The following is a 16,792-nucleotide window of genomic DNA, read 5'->3' as shown; positions in this document are numbered from 1 at the left end:
CCATCAGCAGGGAAATTGCTGACATAATGAGGAATACTTTAAGAAAACCGCCTCTATGCATTGTGTAAAGCCTTTAGGCCGCAATATAAAAAAGTAAAGGTAATTTGTTTGTAAAAACGCTGCTTTGGAGGTTATTACTTATTTTTAGCCACCAATTTAAATTTATGCAACCACGCTTATTAACCCTTTCGGCCTTACTATTGTTTTCTACAGCAGTAATTGCACAGCAAACAAAAAAAGACACTGTGTTTTTTGAAGATTTTAACGCTAAAGCGCTTGATCGCAGCAAATGGAATGTTGAGATTACCGGCAACACGGTTAATGATGAGCAACAGGCCTACATAGATAATGGTACTACCATATCTACCGTTAAGGGCAAAATCGAGGGGGCTACCAATGGCGCACTGGTTTTAAAAGCTTTATACAAAGCCGGGCACACCAGCGCAGAAGGAAAAAAATATGATTTTGTATCGGGCCGGATAAACACGCGCGATAAAATAATGTTCACCTACGGTAGCGCATCTGCGCGTATAAAGGTTGCGGGCGGCGAAGGCTTATGGCCTGCATTTTGGGCGTTAGGTAATGGTGAATGGCCCGACTGCGGCGAAATTGATGTAATGGAAACCGTTGGCGATGCATCATGGACCAGCAACGCCCTGCATGGGCCTGGTTATTTTGGCAATACGCCATTGGTTTATCGTGCAACTTTCCCTAAAGGTATCGATGCTACCCAATGGCATGTATACAGCGTGGATTGGACAGCAGACAGTATTATTTTTAAGATAGACGGTAAAGTAACCTATACAGTTACAAAGCAAATGGTTGAGAAGTACGGCAAATGGGCATTTGATAACCCTAAATTTTTAATATTAAACTTTGCTTTGGGTGGTGGTTACCCTAACGGTGTGAACAAGATCACCAAACCATATTTCGGCTTATCGCAGGCGGCGGTTGATAAGATCAAGGCCGGGAAGGCTAATGTATATTTAGATTGGGTACTAATAACCAAATAGCATAAAAAAGCCCTCCCGATTATCGGAAGGGCTTTTTTATAATTAATAATGCCTTACCACTACACGCTTGTGGTGTGCGCGGTAATAAGCCGGCCTGCTCACCACTACCGTTCTGCGGTAATGCGGGCGACGGTGATACCTGTCAACTACAACAACACGGCGCTCAACGGGCCTTTCTACTACAACGGTGCGTACCCGGGGAGCGGGTGTACCAACACGGGCATGTACTACAACTTGTGCTTTTGCGCCTTCAACGGCAAACATTGCAACTACGGCTACGGCAAATATTTTTAAGTATTTCATATGTTTAGATCTTATTATTTTGAACTTGATTAGGTTGATTAAACTTTATTAATAGTTGCGATAATGATGGTCACGATCATCGTCGTGATGGCGATCATTGTGATGGCGGTCATTATTATATCTGCCTCTGTGGCCCCTGTTTTCAATTGAACAACTGCTTAATGCTGCTGCGCCAAATACTAATAACGCTAACAACCTCACTATTTCCTTTTTCATAATCGATATTTTTAGTCCTTAACTCTTGTTTGTTTAAATGTTAAACTACGCCCGGAATGCAAAGTTTAATCCGCGCAAGCAAGTATCACTAAATCGTTACAAAGGGATTTTAGAAACGGGGGAAGGTATCCGGAAGATGATATTATGCTGCAGTCCGCTTGGTTATTAGCCGCACTATAAAAACATATAACATACAAAACGCCAAAAAAACCAGCATCAGCAAAGTTATGTTTACAAACACTTTGGGGTAGCCCAAAGTAACCACGTTAAGAAAAAAGTAAGGATACAATGCGGACAGACTCCCTCGTATTAATACATAGATCAAATAGAAGAAAGGGTACCATAGCCAGCTAAAGGCATCTTTCCAGTTAATGTTTTGCTTGGGTACATATATCACCCAGAAAAGCACAAACAACGGCGGGCAAACAGCATGAAGTAATTCATCAGCTACCCTGCCCCAACCTACAGGGTGTACAGTTCCTCGTAAAACGATATTATAAACCAGGCAAACAATACTAATGTAAACTGCGATAGCCGTTAATACACCCGGCCGGGAGAAAAAGCCTTTATAAAACCCAATAACAGCCACAGCGGTAAGCCCGATAGCCGTAAGTATGTTGCATTGAATAGTGAAATAACTAAAAAATTCGACCAGGCTTCCGCCTAATGTACGCCCTTTCGCCAGGTAAGCTGTCATAGACAAATAAAACTGCAGAATAAGCGCGAACCAGGTAAGTATTGCAATAAATGCGCTAACGGGAGTAACAGTATTATTTTTTGTTTGTATAGTGCTCATCAGGTTTCAGTTGTTTAATAATATACAATATAGGCAAGAAGTATATTTGTATTGTTACAATGATTATTAAAAAAACCTTAACAGGATAAGCCGCAAAGTGTATATTTAACACGCATTAACAATTTCCGATATGTTAAACTACATCCAATTAAAACCCAGTGCTTTTAAAATCGCACTAATACTATTATTGAGTTTTCCATTAGTAAGCAGCGCGCAAGCGGTGTTTAATCATGCGGCCCTTTGCTCAAAAGACCTTAAAAAAAGCAACGCTTTTTACACTTCGGTTTTAAATTTAAAAATAATTCCAAACCCTTTTAAAGATACCGTTCATACCTGGTATAATATTGCCCCTAATGTTGCCATGCATGTTATACAAGGCGATTGTTCGACTGCCCCAAAACTCATTGGCGACCATATTTGCTTCAGCGTGCCATCTATCACCAAATTTATAGCCTTGCTTAACGAGAAAAAGATCACCTACCGTAACTGGAAGGGTGTAGCCGGGCAGGTGGAGCACCGAGTAGATGGCGTATCGCAGGTTTATATCCAGGACCCTGATGGTTATTGGATAGAAATAAACGACGCAAAGTAACATGTAGTTTACAATTGCATATCCGTTAAACCTTTCAAATTCTTCATGGTCACATATACAGAAACCACAATTAAATATGTTTACCATGAAAAACGCGATAAAAACCATATTAACCGATCTTAACCACGTATTTGTTAAAGGCGACTCTGATAAAGTAGAACAAGCAAGGGTATTTCTTTTGCTTACTGTTCCGGTTATGTCTGTAATGTTTATATACGGTCAATTCCCAATATATTAATCGGTTTGGCTAAATAAACTTCTATTTTTGCGGCACAAAACGCAGGAATGAATAGTTTAAAAGATAAATTCGACAGTATAATATTTGATTTGGACGGCACCCTTTGGGATAGCACCGATACCGTTACCGAGGCATGGCAAACAGCCCTTGCGAAAGCGCCCTACATGAGCGATGAGGTAATGACCCGCGACCGTGTACGTTCCATAACTGGAATGACTTATGATAAGATCTTTGAAACACTGTTCCCTTTCTTAAGCCACCAGCAACGCGAAGAAGTAAAATATTTATGCTCGGTAAGTGAACTGGAGATACTGCACAAAAAAGGCGGTACATTATACGCTAACCTTGCCGATACGTTAACATACCTGGGCAAAAAGTATAAGCTGTACATTGTAAGCAATTGCCAAAGTGGCTATATCGAATTGTTTTTAGATCTGCACAACATGCACCCCCACTTTTTGGCGCACCAATGTTTTGGTACAAAGGGCAACCCAAAGGCTGATAATATCAGAGATATTGTTACCGATCACAACCTTAAAAACCCCGTTTATATAGGTGATACCACGGGCGATTATGAGTCGGCTACCAAAGCGGGCGTACCTTTCATTTTTGCATCGTATGGGTTTGGCAAGGTAGAAAACGGGCAAATCGCTACTATCGACAACTTTGAGGAGTTGGAACAAATATTTTAGGTCAAACTTTTTTGATTCCGTTAAGTTAAAATGTAAATATTATCGGTTCATGAAAATCACGAAATATCTGCACTCCTGCCTTGTTTTTGAATTAAACGGGCATAAACTTTTGTTTGATCCCGGTAAGTTCAGCTTTGCTGAAGGTGCTGTAACGCCCCAGATGTTTGCCGATGTGGATAGTATCGTTATCACCCATATCCATCCCGATCATCTGGATACCGAGAACCTAAAGAAGATAGTAGAACTAAGCAAGGCTACCATATATACCAATATGGAAGTAGGTACCACCATCCAAAAAGCAGGTTTACATTATAGCCTTATAGAAGATGGCATATACAATATTGGGCCTTTTAAGTTAGAAGCCATATCTGTACAGCACGAACCTTTGCTGGATAACCCAATACCACAAATGACCGGCTTTATCATCAATGATAAAGTACTGCACCCGGTAGATTCTATGGAAGATAAACTGACCAGGTACAAAGGCATCGAGCTTTTAATAATGGTTACCATGGCGCCATTTGCCAATGAATTACGCATAGCCGGTTTTGCCGACGCGGTGCAGCCTAAACAAATATTGCCTGTACATGATGGCTACGCAAAAGAATTTTTTATTAAGCAGCGCTACGAGAATTATGCCAGACACTTTAAGCAGTTAGGCGTAAAATTCAATGAAATTTACAAATTAGGTGATAGCCTAACTATTTAGTAATAAGATATACAACTAATAGAAATACAGCTCATTTCGAAATATAGGTTATTTTACAAGATATACGTCTGTACGCTATTTTATAACAAAGCCGGCTCCTTGCGAAGGGGTGAGTAGTAAATTTTTTTCATGATAACTACTTCGCTCTTTCTTCCTTATCAAAATTCTCCATTACCAATACGGCTGCGCCAATAAGTTCGGCGTCAAAACCTAATGAAGAGATCAGTAATTCGGTACCCGATGAAAGGCGCGGGATGCAATATTTATGTAAAGCCTGCTGTATAGGGGCCATTAATATGCGCCCGACTTTTGCACCACGGCCACTTAATACAATATTAGCCGGGTTCATAATATGAATAAGAATAGCCAATGCCTTGCCTATTTTATAGCCGGCATCGGTAAGTAACTCAATAGCAAACTGGTCGCCTTGGTTGGCAGCTTCCATAAGAGCATCGCCCATAAGTTTAGATTGGCCGTTATGTGGCCTAAGGCTGGTTACACGGCCCTTCTTAATACCTTCTTCGGCTTTCTCGGCCACTACCAGCATTGATGCCTCAGCCTCTAAACAACCACGTTTACCGCACACGCATAAAGCACCATTGTCTGATAAAGGAATATGGCTTAGTTCGCCCGCGAAACCGTTATATCCGCGGAAGATCTTACCATCTATGATCATTCCAAGGCCTATACCCCAGCCCAGGTTTATTACCATAACTTCTTGTTGCGAACGTGCTATACCAAACTTTTGCTCGGCAAGGGCTATCAGGCTGGAATCGTTATCAATGTAAGTTGTAATACCTGTAGCTTTACAAATGTATTTACTCAAGCTTTCGCCTCCGGCATCAAGGTAAGTGTAATTGATACCTTCAATAGCGTTAATAAAGCCGGGCATGCCTATACCAATACCTGCTATTTTCTTTTTAGAGATGCCGCTTTCTTCTATGTAGTTATTCAGGTGATCGATAAGCTGGGGAAGCGCGTTGTCATTATTGTGCAGCTTCAATTCAACCGTAGCCATTTCGGCAACAGGGTTATTATTAAGGTCTATTAGCTGTATTCGGGCCGATAGCTGATCCATAGCCACAGCCAGAATGAACATAGCATTTGTATTGATAGCGTACATTAAAGGCCTGCGCCCGCCGCTTGAGGGTGCAAACCCCTGCTCTATTACAAAACCTTCTTTTATTAGTTCGTTTATAGCTTTAGCTATAGATGGGATGCTCTTATCAAAAAGCTGGCTCAACCCGGCGCACGACATTGCTTTATCGAAATACAACCTCTTAATGATCATATTTTTTAACCAGCCGCTTTTTACGCCATTGCTTTTTATTTCCATTAAGTATCTGCTTGCTTTAAATAGTTTAGAGTATATTTTCTGCTATAAAATTATAAATAATGCTGCAAACTACAATAAGTTGAGAAACTTTTTAAAATTTGAATCAAATCTACTGCATATTATTCCTTATCAGCCAGTTGCTTTTTTATCTTTTCTAATTTGTATTCCAGCTTTAACACGTATTCATTCTGTGGTGCAAAAGCCTGTTTTATCTCATCTTCGGTATACCTTGGGGTTATATGCTGGGGGCAGTTCCAATCAAATGCCTTTACATCAAAAACCATCATTCTTTCGGCAGAATGCTTATATCCGGTAGGGTCTAACAACTTAAAAAGTGCAGGATCATCCTCCATGTTTACAATACGTGCATCGGCATAAATTTTCAACCTTGTTTGATGCGGGTAATCCATTAGAAATAACGAAACCTGTGTATGGGTAAGTATATTCCCTACAGATATATATTGTTTATTACCTCTAAAATCAACCAGGCCAATGGTTCTGTTATTTATAACTTTGATGAACCCGGCAGGGCCACCTCGGTGTTGTATGTACGGATAATTATTTTCGCCAATGCTGGCCATGTAAAAACTATCGCGGCTTTCAATAAAAGCCATCTCATCTTCGGTTAAGCCATCTTTATCTGTGCGCTTTTCCATATTGGCATAAGCGTCACGGCTGCCATACTTTTCCTGCAAGGCTTTTATACCATCGGTAAACGCGAATTTTGCAAAATTCATGATTGAATATTTTAAATGGATAAAGCCCATTACCAATGGTAACAGGCTTAAATATAATAGTTTAGTTTGTTTTAATTTACCAGTTCTGGTATAGCAGGCCAGTCGACAGGTACTTTTGTAAGCGCATATACGTAATTGGTAATGGTTTTATCGCCAACTGCAATTACCACATCAAGTAAGTTGCCTTGCGTATAACCGGCGGCATAAAATGCGTCCAATAAAGCTTCATCTGCATGGCCTTTATTTTCGGTGATGCTTTTGGTTACTTTTACTAATGCATCTAATTTAGCATCAAATGATGCTGAACCACCACGAAGTTCTATTACCTGATCATCGGTAAAGCCATTCATTTTTGCAATTGCGGTGTGGGCACTTAAACAATATATACAATCATTTACCTGGCTTACTATTAAGTTGATCACTTCACGTTCTTTAGCACGTAAAGATGTTTTTCCATTTTGAAGTGTAAGGTAATTAGCCAGTGCATGGTCTGAATGTGCTAAAACACCATATAAGTTAGGCACCTTACCTACAACTTTTGTAAGGGTATCAAAAAGACCTTGATTTTCTGGTGATACTTCATCCCGGGTTGGTACTGTGAAATTTTTCATTATGTTAGGGTTGATTTTTTAGTTGCTATCAACACTACAAAGGTGCATTGCCCCGGCAGGCTAAAGAATAGAGATACTTCCCGTATGCTTGTAATTATTTCCCGACTGCAGATAATGATTTACTCTGCCTGAATTCGGTTGGGGAATAGGTAGTATGCTTTTTAAACAGATTGCTAAAATACGCAGCGTCTTCAAAACCAAGCTCATAGCTTATTTCTTTGGCAGATTTATCGGTGTAATACAACAAACGTTTGGCTTCGAGCAGTATTCTTTCCTGTATTACCGATAACGGCGACTTATGATTATAAAGCGCAAAAAGGTTTGACAATGTTTTAGGCGATTTATTTAGCTGCCCGGCATAATAAGATACCGCATGCTGGTTTCGATAATTGTTTTCTACCAGTAAATTAAACTTACGAATAACGTGAAATTTGTCATCAGGAAGCGTTGTTTGCGGCATGTACTGCGAGCGGGCAAGCCTGGTAATAATAATTATCAACCGCTTTAACAGCATCTTAAGCATATCACCCTGAATGTTATCGGCCGTATTAAATTCTTCAATAAAAATACTGGAAAGTATTTGCAGCTTTTTTTGCATGGCATCGTCGAGCGTAACAAAAATTTGTTTATCCAGGCCGTAAAACAGGAAGCCCACACAGCTTACCTCTTCATCATGATCTACAATACAATAAAATTCGCGGTTAAATTGCCAGGCAACGATATCTTCAGGCCTCTCAAAATGAAATGATTGGTTAACCATTAGCGGCAATATGGTATTGGGCATAAAATCGTAGGCTACCTCATCAATAGTTACGGTTTGCATAGCACCCTTGTTCCAGGCAATAGTAAGGTATTTTTGCTGGCGATCACGGGTATAAAACAGCCTGTCGAAATGCGGCTCGTTGATCCACATGTACAGGTCACCATTATTAACATGATCAGTTACCGATAGCTTCATTTCCAATTAAAACGATAAAGATATTACAACTATCGTGTATTAACTTAATCCCATTCTCATTTCTATCATGTGGCTCGTAAAGCCAACCTTTTCATAGGCTTTTATGGCAGGTGCATTTTGGTAATAAACCTGCAGGCGAAACTCGGTTACCCCCTGCTTTACCGACCAATCTTTTAAAGTATCAATAATTAATTTGTTTACCCCTTTACCACGATGCTGGGGTACTACATACATGAACCCCAAATAAGCATGCTGCTGATGTTTCAAATAGATCTTTGAGGTTTCGATACGGGAATAGCCACTGCCTATCAACTCGCCATCCCATTCGGCCACTACAAGGTAAATATGTGGGGCAGTGATAAATTCGTCAAGGTCGTAGTATTTGGCATTGCTGTCCTTTAAGGTTGGATCAAATGGGCGCTCGGCGCTAATGACACCCTGTTCAAACTGAAGCAGGGTATCCATATCGGCCAAAGTGGCCTCCCGAATAATGATATTTTGCATATTATCTGAATAAGCTGAGGGAACCCAGTCGAAACGTTTTGGTGCCATAAAGCAAATATACAACGCCGTTTCAAGCGTCTGCGCTTGAAACAAAATTATTTTAAGCGTCCACGCTTAAAATAAACGTAAGCGTGGACGCTTGAATGGGCGGCGATATCTAAAATAAAGCTTATTATTCTACCGCAAACCCCTTCTTCAACTTTATATCCATTGATGAGCTGCCTATCCAAACCTGGAAAGTACCCGGTTCAACAGTCCAGTTCATGTTTTTATCCAGCAGTGCCAGATCATCAGGGTGTAGGGTAAAGGTAACAGTTTTCTTTTCACCCGGATTAAGGCTAACACGCTCAAAACCACGCAGATCATATTCGTAAGTGGTTACACTGCTTACATCGTCTTTTAAATACAGTTGTACTACATCATCGCCTTTGCGTTGGCCGGTATTGGTTACATCTACCGTAACGGTTATATCCCCCTGTGAGTGCCCTTTTTCTGGTGATACCTGCAGGTTACTGTATTCAAAGCTGGTATAGCTAAGCCCATAACCAAATGGATATAACGCTCCATTTACGCTGGTGTGGCCCCAGCTGTTTTTGCCGCCCTGCCCGGCCTGCGAATTTGGCTTGAACGGAAAGTTAAACTCAATTTGCCCGGTAGTTTTAGGGAAAGTAATTGGCAATTTACCGCCCGGGTTGTTATCGCCAAAAAGGGTTTCAGCAATTACCTGTCCGCTTTGTGTACTCGGGAACCATGCCTCTAAAATAGCAGGCACGTATTTGTTTTCCCAGTTAATAGTAAGTGGTTGGCCGTTTATCATCACCATAACAACCGGCTTTCCGGTTGCCTGCAAAGCCTGTATCAGCTTTAACTGGCGGCCCGGCAAGTTCAATCCTGTACGGGAAAGGCTCTCGCCTACCCTGTCGATATCCTCGCCCACAACGGCTATAATCACGTCCGACTGTTTGGCCTGTGCCACTGCCGAATCGATACCAGCTTGTTCGGCGGGCGTTAATGGCGTTTCAATGATTTCGCTCTCGGGCCAGGTAGCATCCACCATATCGCAGCCCTTAACGTAACTTACTTTACCCGCTGCACCAACATACTTTTTAACACCATCAAATACCGATATGATGGGGTTATGCGATGGGCCGTATCTGCTAACAGTATAATTACTCTCTACAGCCAGCGGACCGGTTACCAGTATATTTTTGTACTTGCTTTTATCAAGCGGCAATAAGTTGTTTTCGTTCTTTAAAAGCACCATAGATTCACGGTTCATTTTAAGGCTCATTTGCTCATCGGCAGCGGTGTGCACTACTTTATCGGCTGCTTTCGGGTCTTTCACATACGGACTATCAAACAAACCTAAACGAAATTTCACCCGCAGCACATCGGCCACTCGCGAATCTATTACCTTCATCGAGATCTTGTTTTCTTTGATCAGTTCGCGCAGCGGAAGTATAAAAGTTTGCGGCATGGTAAAGTTGGTGCGTACATTAAGCCCGGCCTCTACCGCCTGGCGAACGGCCTCTTTGTAATCAATAGCAACTTTGTGTTTCGAGTATAAATATTCTACCGCTTCACTATCGCTTACCACATACCCCTGGAAACCAAATTTCTGGCGAAGCAATTCTGTCAGGAAGTAATAGCTGCCGGTAACAGGTACACCATCCCAATCGTTATAGCTGCTCATTACCCCCATTGGGTGTGCTTCCTGTATAACACGGCGAAACGGGTACAGATAGATTTGATGCATTTCACGTGGTGCCACATGCGGATCGGTACGGGCGCTGCCATCACGGCCACCTTTGGGCACGCTGTAAACCGCGTAATGTTTAAGGGTTGATGCTACGCCCTCCTCTTGTATGCCCAAAACCATTTGTTTGCCCATTTCGGCAATCAGGAATGGGTTTTCACCGTAGCATTCTACCACACGGCCCCAACGCTGATCGCGGGCCGGGTCAAGTATTGGGGCGTACACGTTGGTATAACCTAAAGCTTTTGCTTCGCGACCAACGGTTTGCCCTGCCTGGCGCACCAGTTGCTTATTCCAGGTACTACCGATGCCTATTGGTGCAGGCAAAGGTGTTGCACGGTCATGGTTAAGGCCGTGGATACCCTCGTTGGTAAAATCGACAGGAATACCCATGCGGGTTTCTTCTACAAACCATTTTTGAATAGTGTTTATAGCCGATGCATGCTTGCTGAATGGGTAAGAATACTGCGTTGGCGCATCATCGGTATGCGATGTAAGATTGTTTAATTCTTCATCTATATTGGCAATACCATCTTTCCAGATCTCGTTCTTCCAGTTGGGTACAGGCATTTCGTCTTTAAGCACACGCTTGTAACCGTAAAGGGTAGCCATTTGGCAGGTTTTTTCCTCAACGGTCATCTGGTTAAGCAGATCAGTAATGCGTTTTTCGATATTCTGAGACGGATCTTCAAAAATGTCCATACGGCCATTTTTATTAAAATCGACCCAGCCCTTATGGTAAATATTTTTTTGTTGTGCAGATGCAGAGATGGCAAGCCCAAGCAACGATAGCAGCAGCGGCAGTTTTTTCATACAGATGAGAAGTATATATTGGTTTACATCTCAAATATATAAAGTGTGTAGCAAATACACCTTTTGGGTGGTTAATAAATTAACTATTACGTTTTCGTTGGCTATTTTACTATGTATTCGTAATCAACCGTTTCTATGTTGCCAGTTGCAGAGGTATAAATTGATTTTACAGGAAAATCATTCACATTATAAGTAATTACCTTACTTCCTGAGTTATTAATAGTGAGTAAATTATTTAAACTGTTAACTGGATAAAGTTCCTCTAAGTAGTTTATGTTAGGATTTAAGCCCACTACGTTATAAAAAGGATTTTTTTTAGTATCGAACTGAAAGGTTGCATCAAAATCATCCATTCCCTCAGGTGCGCCATAATATGAAAAATGTCCGTTTGAATCATATTTAATACCGTAGCGTTTAGCCACAAATTTAACCCTGCCATTAGCATCTAACGATACCGGGTAAACTAATACTGTAACACCATTTTCTGTTTGTTCATATACTTGATCACCTGCAGTTGCATTTGAATTATATACAAAAAGACGTGTAGTTAACACCCTGTTATCATAGCTAATCATTTCGGCTTTAATTAGCTTATTGTTATTATCATATACATAATTAAAGGTATCCCATGAGCCGGTAGGGGTAAAATGATAGTTTTCTGTACGAGATTGAATTATTCTGTTTTGTGCATCATATTTATACTCTTCTACCCTACCACTTTGATTGGCATAGTGGAAAGTAATTTTACTCACCAGGTATATCTTTGATGGATCGGGTTTTTCTGTATCGGCAGGCTTATCTGGATTTGCAGGTGAGTCTTTTTTGCAGGATTGAAATGCTATAATAAATAATAGTACAAATAGCGCCGGGAAAATTCGTTTCATATTAAGGTTTAGGTACGCCACTAAATTACCAATTATCTATTACCACCACTAAACATTTTTTAGTTTTGGCAAACAAAACAGTTATATCTGTTATTGTAGCTGTTATTTATAGCCTATGCGATACTTATTTATCTTAGCCATAACTGTATTCTCTTCTTTTAAAACCATTGAGCCTGATAACAGTATCAAAGCCAACCTCATCTGCGGCAAATGGCAATCAACCGAAAAAAATCTGATAGTGGAGGTTTACCCTTATAAAAATACTTTTAGAGCTAAAATGATATGGTTTACGGGTGGGGTGTCAAAAGCCAAACCCATGGAAACTATTACCGATATAAAAAACCCCGACCCGGCACTGCGCAGCCGTAAAGTGCTTGGCCTTGATGTGTTAGAGAACCTTACATACAATCCAAAATCGGATTCATGGGAAGGTGGCAAGATCTACGAAGTACAAAGTGGTAAATACTGGAGCGCCGCAGCTTATATTGACAAAAGCGGCTTATTAAAAGTAAAAGGCTATTGGAAGGTTAAACTGCTTGGTAAAACCATGACCTTTAAACGCGTAGCAGCCAATTAAATCATAAAAAAAGCGGCCCCATTAATGGAGGCCGCTTTTTCGAATTTATATTGAAAAACTATTATTGTTTCAAGAATTCGCCGCTTGCGCTTAGTTCAACTTCGTCGCTTAGCATTGGTGAGCCAAATTTGCTACCGAAATTAAAGTCAGAACGTTTGATAGTACCAGTGATTTTAAAACCGGCATCAGGGCCTTTTGTCATTGGGTTGGTTATAGTACCACGGTAAGCAGCATCTAACACAACCGGTTTAGTAACACCGTTTAAGGTTAAGTTACCAGTTACTTTATATTTGTTTGTACCTGCAGCTGCAACACTTGTACTAACAAAAGTTAGGGTTGGGTATTTAGCAACGTCAAAAAAATCAGGAGATTTTAAATGACCATCGCGTCTTTCGTTATCTGTGCTTACAGATGCAGTGTTTGCAGTAAAAGTGTATTTAGCGTCGCTAAAATCTGGTTTTGCAGCAACTATACTTGCATCAAAATCTTTAAAAACACCATCAACATCAGATACTGCAAGGTGTGTAATAGTAAATTTTACGTGTGAATGGGCTTTATCAGCTTTCCAGGTGCTTTGTGCAAATACAGCCGTTTGCATAAATAATGCCGCTGCAGCTAATGTTAAGATTTTTTTCATTGTTTAATATTTTTCAGTTTAATATTTGAATTGATTCAAAGATAAACAAAGGATTGACATGTTTTTCAAAAAAGATGTTTAAACATCTTTTTTGAAAAACTAATGACAAATCACTATTTCTCAGCGAAGAAGGCGTCAACCTTTTTATTGAATACTGTTGCATGTTCAACCAACGTACCGTGCCCGGAGTTTTTCACTATCCATAACTTAGAACCGGGGATATTTTGCTGTATTAAGCGGGTATGTTTATCGGCAATAACATCATGGTCGCCGGCAATAATAAAGGCCGGGCATTTAACTTTTTTCAGTTCGGTAAGTTTAATATTGGGTTGCTCCCAATCTAGCATAAACATTTTCCAGGCATTTTTATCGGCAGCTGTACGCCAAACTTTGCTCTTATTTTCTTTATAATATTTTTCTGAATTTGCCCAGCTGCCATCTACAAATGCGCTGGCATCAGGTGTTATATTGGCACCTGTAGATGCCAGTTTAATAACTTTATCCGGATGACGAATAGCCATTAATATAGCATTAATGCCACCATCGCTCCAGCCTAACAGGTACGCTTTGGGGATGTGCATAACATCAAGCAATGCTGCGAAATCGTCGGCCATTTGCTCAAAAGTAAGTGAAGGATTGGTATCAATTGATTTACCTTGCGACCGGCTATCTACCAATATCACCCTATACTTCTTAGAAAAATAAGGTACATTTTCGCTAAAAGCACTCATATCTCCGCCGTTGCCATGTATCATTAACAAAGGTTGCCCGCTGCCATATTCTTCAACATATAGCTTTATGCCACGTACATTGTAATACTTCCCCACCGCCGCATTTTTGCCGTAAGGTATTTTTTGTGCAAAGCTAAATGCAGTTATAAGTTGGGGTATCAACGCCATTAGGAGTATTTTTTTTAAATGCATAGTTGGTTAGTTGTGATGTAAATATAAGGAGCTATGAACCAGGAGCTATACATATTCGCAACATATCGTAAAGAGATTATTAATGTGTTTAATTTTCCCTTAAGGTATTAATGAGCTCCCTTCGGTCGGTTGTCTTCGTACCTCGCAATGACTGTAGAGAGAGATGTTATATCTTCTCCCACTTACCACTATCCAAACTGCGATATATGGCATCAACAACTTTCATGTCCTTTAACCCCTCTTCGCCTGGTACACGGCTTTGTTTTTTTAGGCTAACGCATGTTGCAAAATCATCCATCTGTGCAGCCTGTTGTATAATATTGGGAATTTGCATGGGTTTACCATTTATCTTACCATCCAATCCGCCATAACCGTAGGCTGGTTCCAGCTCAAAGTTCCCTTTCTCGGCCTGGGCACGTAAGTAACCCCAGTCATGGTTATAGCTGCTTTTACCTGTAACCTTTGCACCTCCTGGAAATTGCAGTTCCCAAAAAACAGTTTCGTCAACATCCTTAAATAATTCGGGCCGAGTTTTTTCTTGTGTGGCTTTAACCGCAATAGGTTCCTCGCCCAGCGTATAGCGTGCGCCTTGTATGGCGTAAATACCCATATCCATTAAGCCACCACCACCAGCCAAAGCTTTTTTCAAGCGCCATGCGTTGGGGTCGCCATTATAGGTAAACCCATTGCCGGTTTCCACTTTGGTTACTTTGCCAAAAACTTGTTTCTGCCCAAGGCGCATTACTTCCTGCGTGTGCGGCTCAAAATGTAAGCGGTAGCCTATAGAAAGCAAACGATCAGCCTTCTTACAAGCGTCTATCATTTCCTGGCATTCGGCAGCATTTAATGCCATTGGCTTTTCGCATATCACATGTTTACCCGCTTTAGCCGCCCTAATAGTATACTCCTTATGCATTGATACCGGCAGCACAACGTATACAATATCAATATCTTTGTTATTGGCTATATCATCAAAAGTTTGATAGTTATAAATATTGTTTTTGGGGATATTGTACTTTTTTGACCAATCTTCGGCTTTGGAAGGAGTACCGGTTACTATACCTGCCAGGTAGCAATTTTTGGTATGCTGCAAGGCCGGGGCAAGTTGCCCGCCGCTATAGCCACCCAAACCAACCAGGGCAATACCTAACCGTTTATCAGCTTTAGTACAAGCCAATACTGATAATGACGAACCCAGAACTAATGCCCCGGCGCCTAATGAACCTGTTCGTATAAAATCTCTGCGCGATGTTTTAATAGTTGGTTTCATGATGGTATATTTTAGGTGAATTAATTATTGCACAAATTTTATACCTATAATTAAGTTATCAGAAAAACACCCCCACTAATCAAAACTTTCCTTATACTTTTTTATAGCTGTTAATATCGATTGCACTATATCGTTTTGCCCATCTGCAGAGTTAAGGTATCTTTCATCAGATGGGTTATTTATATAACCTGTTTCTATAAGCAGGCCCGGCATGCCGCTTTGCTGTAATACAAGTACCCCTTGTTCCCTTACACCTAAACTTTTACGGCCATTATTTACTTTAAATTCGTGGTTTAACAAATTGCCAAAATGTACGCTTTGCTTCCGGTAGCGCTGCTGAAATGCGGCAAGTACAATAGCATTAACCGCGGCATCCTCACCGTAACCGCTGTATTTCTTTTTATAATCTTTTTCTATAAAGATAGATGCATTTTCGCGTATGGCCTCCAGTTGCTCACCTTTGCGATGATAACCGTAAACCAACAATAGCACGCCACGACTGGTACCCACGTTTTGGGGCGATGAGTTGCAATGTATAGATATAAACAGGTTGGCTTTATTATCGTTAGCGATATCGGCACGTTTATGCAACTCAATAAATTTATCGGTACTGCGGGTCATGATCACCTCAACGCCGCTTACCTCGTTATTTATTGCAACTTTTAGTTTTTTGGCAATGCTAAGGGCAATAGTTTTCTCATTAGAGTAAGAGCCATGCGCGCCGGGGTCTTTACCGCCGTGGCCGGGATCAATTACAATTGTTTTAAACTTAAAGGAACGTTCTGGCACCTCTTCCGTTTTTTTAGCCTTACGGGTAGTTTGAGATAACGCCGGGAAAGTGGCATGCATTAAAATTATAAAAACCGTATAATATAAGGTAGGTTTTAAGTGCCTTGATAACATAGCGCAAAGGTATACCGATTGTTCTGAAAACATAACATACTGATAATGTTTATATCCTGTTTTTTATTAACACATTTAACATATTACAATATCTGCCCTGCAAAGTTGAGACCATTTTAAAAAAAACGTAACCTAAATACTGCCCTGCCCGTAATAATTAAAAGCAATACAACTTGTCACATAAATTGAATAACGGGGAGGATAGTTTATATGAATGATTTTTTTTCTGCTTCTACAGCAACTTTTTTTTACTTCCTGGTGGCAGGATCAGCCATTGTGTATCTGATACTTAAATTTGACAAACAGAACCGTCAAAAACTAAAT

The 16,792-nt window shown here is 40.6% G+C and carries 19 protein-coding genes; 6 read left to right on the top strand and 13 right to left on the bottom strand.

Features of this window, described 5'->3' with window-relative positions; translation table 11 throughout:
- Positions 1–164: 164 nt before the first annotated feature.
- Entirely contained in the window at positions 165–1,013 is an 849-nt protein-coding gene (locus tag JWQ85_RS03615; protein ID WP_299464079.1) for a glycoside hydrolase family 16 protein, read from the top strand.
- Positions 1,014–1,055: 42 nt separating this feature from the next.
- On the opposite strand, the gene JWQ85_RS03610 is transcribed toward JWQ85_RS03615, so the two are convergent.
- Both JWQ85_RS03610 and JWQ85_RS03605 read right to left on the bottom strand, forming a co-directional pair.
- Positions 1,056–1,316, bottom strand: coding sequence for a hypothetical protein (locus JWQ85_RS03610; RefSeq protein ID WP_299464076.1), 261 nt, complete (start codon positions 1,314–1,316; stop codon positions 1,056–1,058).
- A gap of 358 nt (positions 1,317–1,674) precedes the next feature.
- A complete protein-coding gene (locus JWQ85_RS03605) occupies positions 1,675–2,328 on the bottom strand; it encodes a Pr6Pr family membrane protein (protein ID WP_299464073.1) in 654 nt (217 codons plus the stop codon).
- A 187-nt stretch (positions 2,329–2,515) separates the two neighbouring features.
- On the opposite strand from JWQ85_RS03605, the gene JWQ85_RS03600 reads away from it, so the two are divergent.
- The 4 genes from JWQ85_RS03600 (at position 2,516) to JWQ85_RS03585 (ending at position 4,559) form a co-directional block, all read left to right on the top strand.
- Positions 2,516–2,920, top strand: coding sequence for a VOC family protein (locus JWQ85_RS03600; protein WP_299464070.1), 405 nt, complete (start codon positions 2,516–2,518; stop codon positions 2,918–2,920).
- Between the two features lie 85 nt (positions 2,921–3,005).
- Positions 3,006–3,158, top strand: a complete 153-nt coding sequence (locus JWQ85_RS03595; protein ID WP_299464067.1) for a hypothetical protein — start codon at positions 3,006–3,008, stop codon at positions 3,156–3,158.
- A 47-nt stretch (positions 3,159–3,205) separates the two neighbouring features.
- Positions 3,206–3,850: an HAD family hydrolase gene (locus tag JWQ85_RS03590; RefSeq protein WP_299464064.1), complete on the top strand. Its 645-nt coding sequence runs from the start codon at positions 3,206–3,208 to the stop codon at positions 3,848–3,850.
- 49 nt (positions 3,851–3,899) lie between these two features.
- Positions 3,900–4,559, top strand: a complete 660-nt coding sequence (locus JWQ85_RS03585) for an MBL fold metallo-hydrolase (protein ID WP_299464061.1) — start codon at positions 3,900–3,902, stop codon at positions 4,557–4,559.
- Between the two features lie 136 nt (positions 4,560–4,695).
- Here the strand turns inward: JWQ85_RS03585 and JWQ85_RS03580 are convergent, their stop codons facing one another.
- From JWQ85_RS03580 to JWQ85_RS03550, 7 genes are all read right to left on the bottom strand, one after another.
- Positions 4,696–5,895, bottom strand: a complete 1,200-nt coding sequence (locus tag JWQ85_RS03580; protein ID WP_299464058.1) for an ROK family protein — start codon at positions 5,893–5,895, stop codon at positions 4,696–4,698.
- A 119-nt stretch (positions 5,896–6,014) separates the two neighbouring features.
- Positions 6,015–6,632, bottom strand: coding sequence for a pyridoxamine 5'-phosphate oxidase family protein (locus JWQ85_RS03575; RefSeq protein ID WP_299464055.1), 618 nt, complete (start codon positions 6,630–6,632; stop codon positions 6,015–6,017).
- 71 nt (positions 6,633–6,703) lie between these two features.
- On the bottom strand, positions 6,704–7,243 hold the full coding sequence (locus tag JWQ85_RS03570; RefSeq protein WP_299464052.1) for a carboxymuconolactone decarboxylase family protein: 540 nt from the start codon (positions 7,241–7,243) through the stop codon (positions 6,704–6,706).
- Between the two features lie 94 nt (positions 7,244–7,337).
- Positions 7,338–8,201 carry a helix-turn-helix domain-containing protein gene (locus JWQ85_RS03565; protein ID WP_299464049.1) on the bottom strand — a complete coding sequence of 288 codons (864 nt, stop codon included), beginning with the start codon at positions 8,199–8,201 and terminating at the stop codon, positions 7,338–7,340.
- 39 nt (positions 8,202–8,240) lie between these two features.
- A complete protein-coding gene (locus JWQ85_RS03560) occupies positions 8,241–8,753 on the bottom strand; it encodes a GNAT family N-acetyltransferase (RefSeq protein ID WP_299464046.1) in 513 nt (170 codons plus the stop codon).
- 124 nt (positions 8,754–8,877) lie between these two features.
- On the bottom strand, positions 8,878–11,274 hold the full coding sequence (locus JWQ85_RS03555; protein WP_299464043.1) for a glycoside hydrolase family 3 N-terminal domain-containing protein: 2,397 nt from the start codon (positions 11,272–11,274) through the stop codon (positions 8,878–8,880).
- A 101-nt stretch (positions 11,275–11,375) separates the two neighbouring features.
- Positions 11,376–12,158 carry a hypothetical protein gene (locus JWQ85_RS03550; protein ID WP_299464040.1) on the bottom strand — a complete coding sequence of 261 codons (783 nt, stop codon included), beginning with the start codon at positions 12,156–12,158 and terminating at the stop codon, positions 11,376–11,378.
- Positions 12,159–12,273: 115 nt separating this feature from the next.
- On the opposite strand from JWQ85_RS03550, the gene JWQ85_RS03545 reads away from it, so the two are divergent.
- The gene (locus tag JWQ85_RS03545) at positions 12,274–12,735 is read left to right on the top strand and encodes a DUF2147 domain-containing protein (RefSeq protein ID WP_299464037.1); all 462 of its coding nucleotides are present in this window, start codon (positions 12,274–12,276) and stop codon (positions 12,733–12,735) included.
- A 61-nt stretch (positions 12,736–12,796) separates the two neighbouring features.
- Here JWQ85_RS03545 and JWQ85_RS03540 read toward each other — a convergent pair whose 3' ends face one another.
- From JWQ85_RS03540 to JWQ85_RS03525, 4 genes are all read right to left on the bottom strand, one after another.
- On the bottom strand, positions 12,797–13,372 hold the full coding sequence (locus tag JWQ85_RS03540; RefSeq protein ID WP_299464034.1) for a YceI family protein: 576 nt from the start codon (positions 13,370–13,372) through the stop codon (positions 12,797–12,799).
- Positions 13,373–13,485: 113 nt separating this feature from the next.
- On the bottom strand, positions 13,486–14,295 hold the full coding sequence (locus tag JWQ85_RS03535) for an alpha/beta hydrolase (RefSeq protein ID WP_299464031.1): 810 nt from the start codon (positions 14,293–14,295) through the stop codon (positions 13,486–13,488).
- A gap of 166 nt (positions 14,296–14,461) precedes the next feature.
- Positions 14,462–15,565, bottom strand: coding sequence for a Gfo/Idh/MocA family oxidoreductase (locus JWQ85_RS03530; protein ID WP_299464028.1), 1,104 nt, complete (start codon positions 15,563–15,565; stop codon positions 14,462–14,464).
- 75 nt (positions 15,566–15,640) lie between these two features.
- Entirely contained in the window at positions 15,641–16,414 is a 774-nt protein-coding gene (locus JWQ85_RS03525) for an N-acetylmuramoyl-L-alanine amidase (RefSeq protein ID WP_299464025.1), read from the bottom strand.
- Positions 16,415–16,792: the final 378 nt, after the last annotated feature.

The sequence above is a fragment of the Mucilaginibacter sp. genome (assembly GCF_028288105.1).
Lineage (GTDB): Bacteria > Bacteroidota > Bacteroidia > Sphingobacteriales > Sphingobacteriaceae > Mucilaginibacter.
The sequence above is the reverse complement of the archived record's forward strand: the minus strand, read 5'-3'. Positions and strand labels throughout refer to the sequence as shown.

Bases quoted from the DNA above. Each gene is read 5' to 3' on its own strand.
- JWQ85_RS03615 (WP_299464079.1), top strand. From the start codon at position 165: ATGCAACCACGCTTATTAACCCTTTCGGCCTTACTATTGTTTTCTACA.
- JWQ85_RS03610 (WP_299464076.1), bottom strand. From the start codon at position 1,316: ATGAAATACTTAAAAATATTTGCCGTAGCCGTAGTTGCAATGTTTGCC.
- JWQ85_RS03605 (WP_299464073.1), bottom strand. From the start codon at position 2,328: ATGAGCACTATACAAACAAAAAATAATACTGTTACTCCCGTTAGCGCA.
- JWQ85_RS03595 (WP_299464067.1), top strand. From the start codon at position 3,006: ATGAAAAACGCGATAAAAACCATATTAACCGATCTTAACCACGTATTT.
- JWQ85_RS03590 (WP_299464064.1), top strand. From the start codon at position 3,206: ATGAATAGTTTAAAAGATAAATTCGACAGTATAATATTTGATTTGGAC.
- JWQ85_RS03585 (WP_299464061.1), top strand. From the start codon at position 3,900: ATGAAAATCACGAAATATCTGCACTCCTGCCTTGTTTTTGAATTAAAC.
- JWQ85_RS03580 (WP_299464058.1), bottom strand. From the start codon at position 5,895: ATGGAAATAAAAAGCAATGGCGTAAAAAGCGGCTGGTTAAAAAATATG.
- JWQ85_RS03575 (WP_299464055.1), bottom strand. From the start codon at position 6,632: ATGAATTTTGCAAAATTCGCGTTTACCGATGGTATAAAAGCCTTGCAG.
- JWQ85_RS03570 (WP_299464052.1), bottom strand. From the start codon at position 7,243: ATGAAAAATTTCACAGTACCAACCCGGGATGAAGTATCACCAGAAAAT.
- JWQ85_RS03565 (WP_299464049.1), bottom strand. From the start codon at position 8,201: ATGAAGCTATCGGTAACTGATCATGTTAATAATGGTGACCTGTACATG.
- JWQ85_RS03560 (WP_299464046.1), bottom strand. From the start codon at position 8,753: ATGGCACCAAAACGTTTCGACTGGGTTCCCTCAGCTTATTCAGATAAT.
- JWQ85_RS03555 (WP_299464043.1), bottom strand. From the start codon at position 11,274: ATGAAAAAACTGCCGCTGCTGCTATCGTTGCTTGGGCTTGCCATCTCT.
- JWQ85_RS03550 (WP_299464040.1), bottom strand. From the start codon at position 12,158: ATGAAACGAATTTTCCCGGCGCTATTTGTACTATTATTTATTATAGCA.
- JWQ85_RS03545 (WP_299464037.1), top strand. From the start codon at position 12,274: ATGCGATACTTATTTATCTTAGCCATAACTGTATTCTCTTCTTTTAAA.
- JWQ85_RS03540 (WP_299464034.1), bottom strand. From the start codon at position 13,372: ATGAAAAAAATCTTAACATTAGCTGCAGCGGCATTATTTATGCAAACG.
- JWQ85_RS03535 (WP_299464031.1), bottom strand. From the start codon at position 14,295: ATGCATTTAAAAAAAATACTCCTAATGGCGTTGATACCCCAACTTATA.
- JWQ85_RS03530 (WP_299464028.1), bottom strand. From the start codon at position 15,565: ATGAAACCAACTATTAAAACATCGCGCAGAGATTTTATACGAACAGGT.
- JWQ85_RS03525 (WP_299464025.1), bottom strand. From the start codon at position 16,414: ATGCATGCCACTTTCCCGGCGTTATCTCAAACTACCCGTAAGGCTAAA.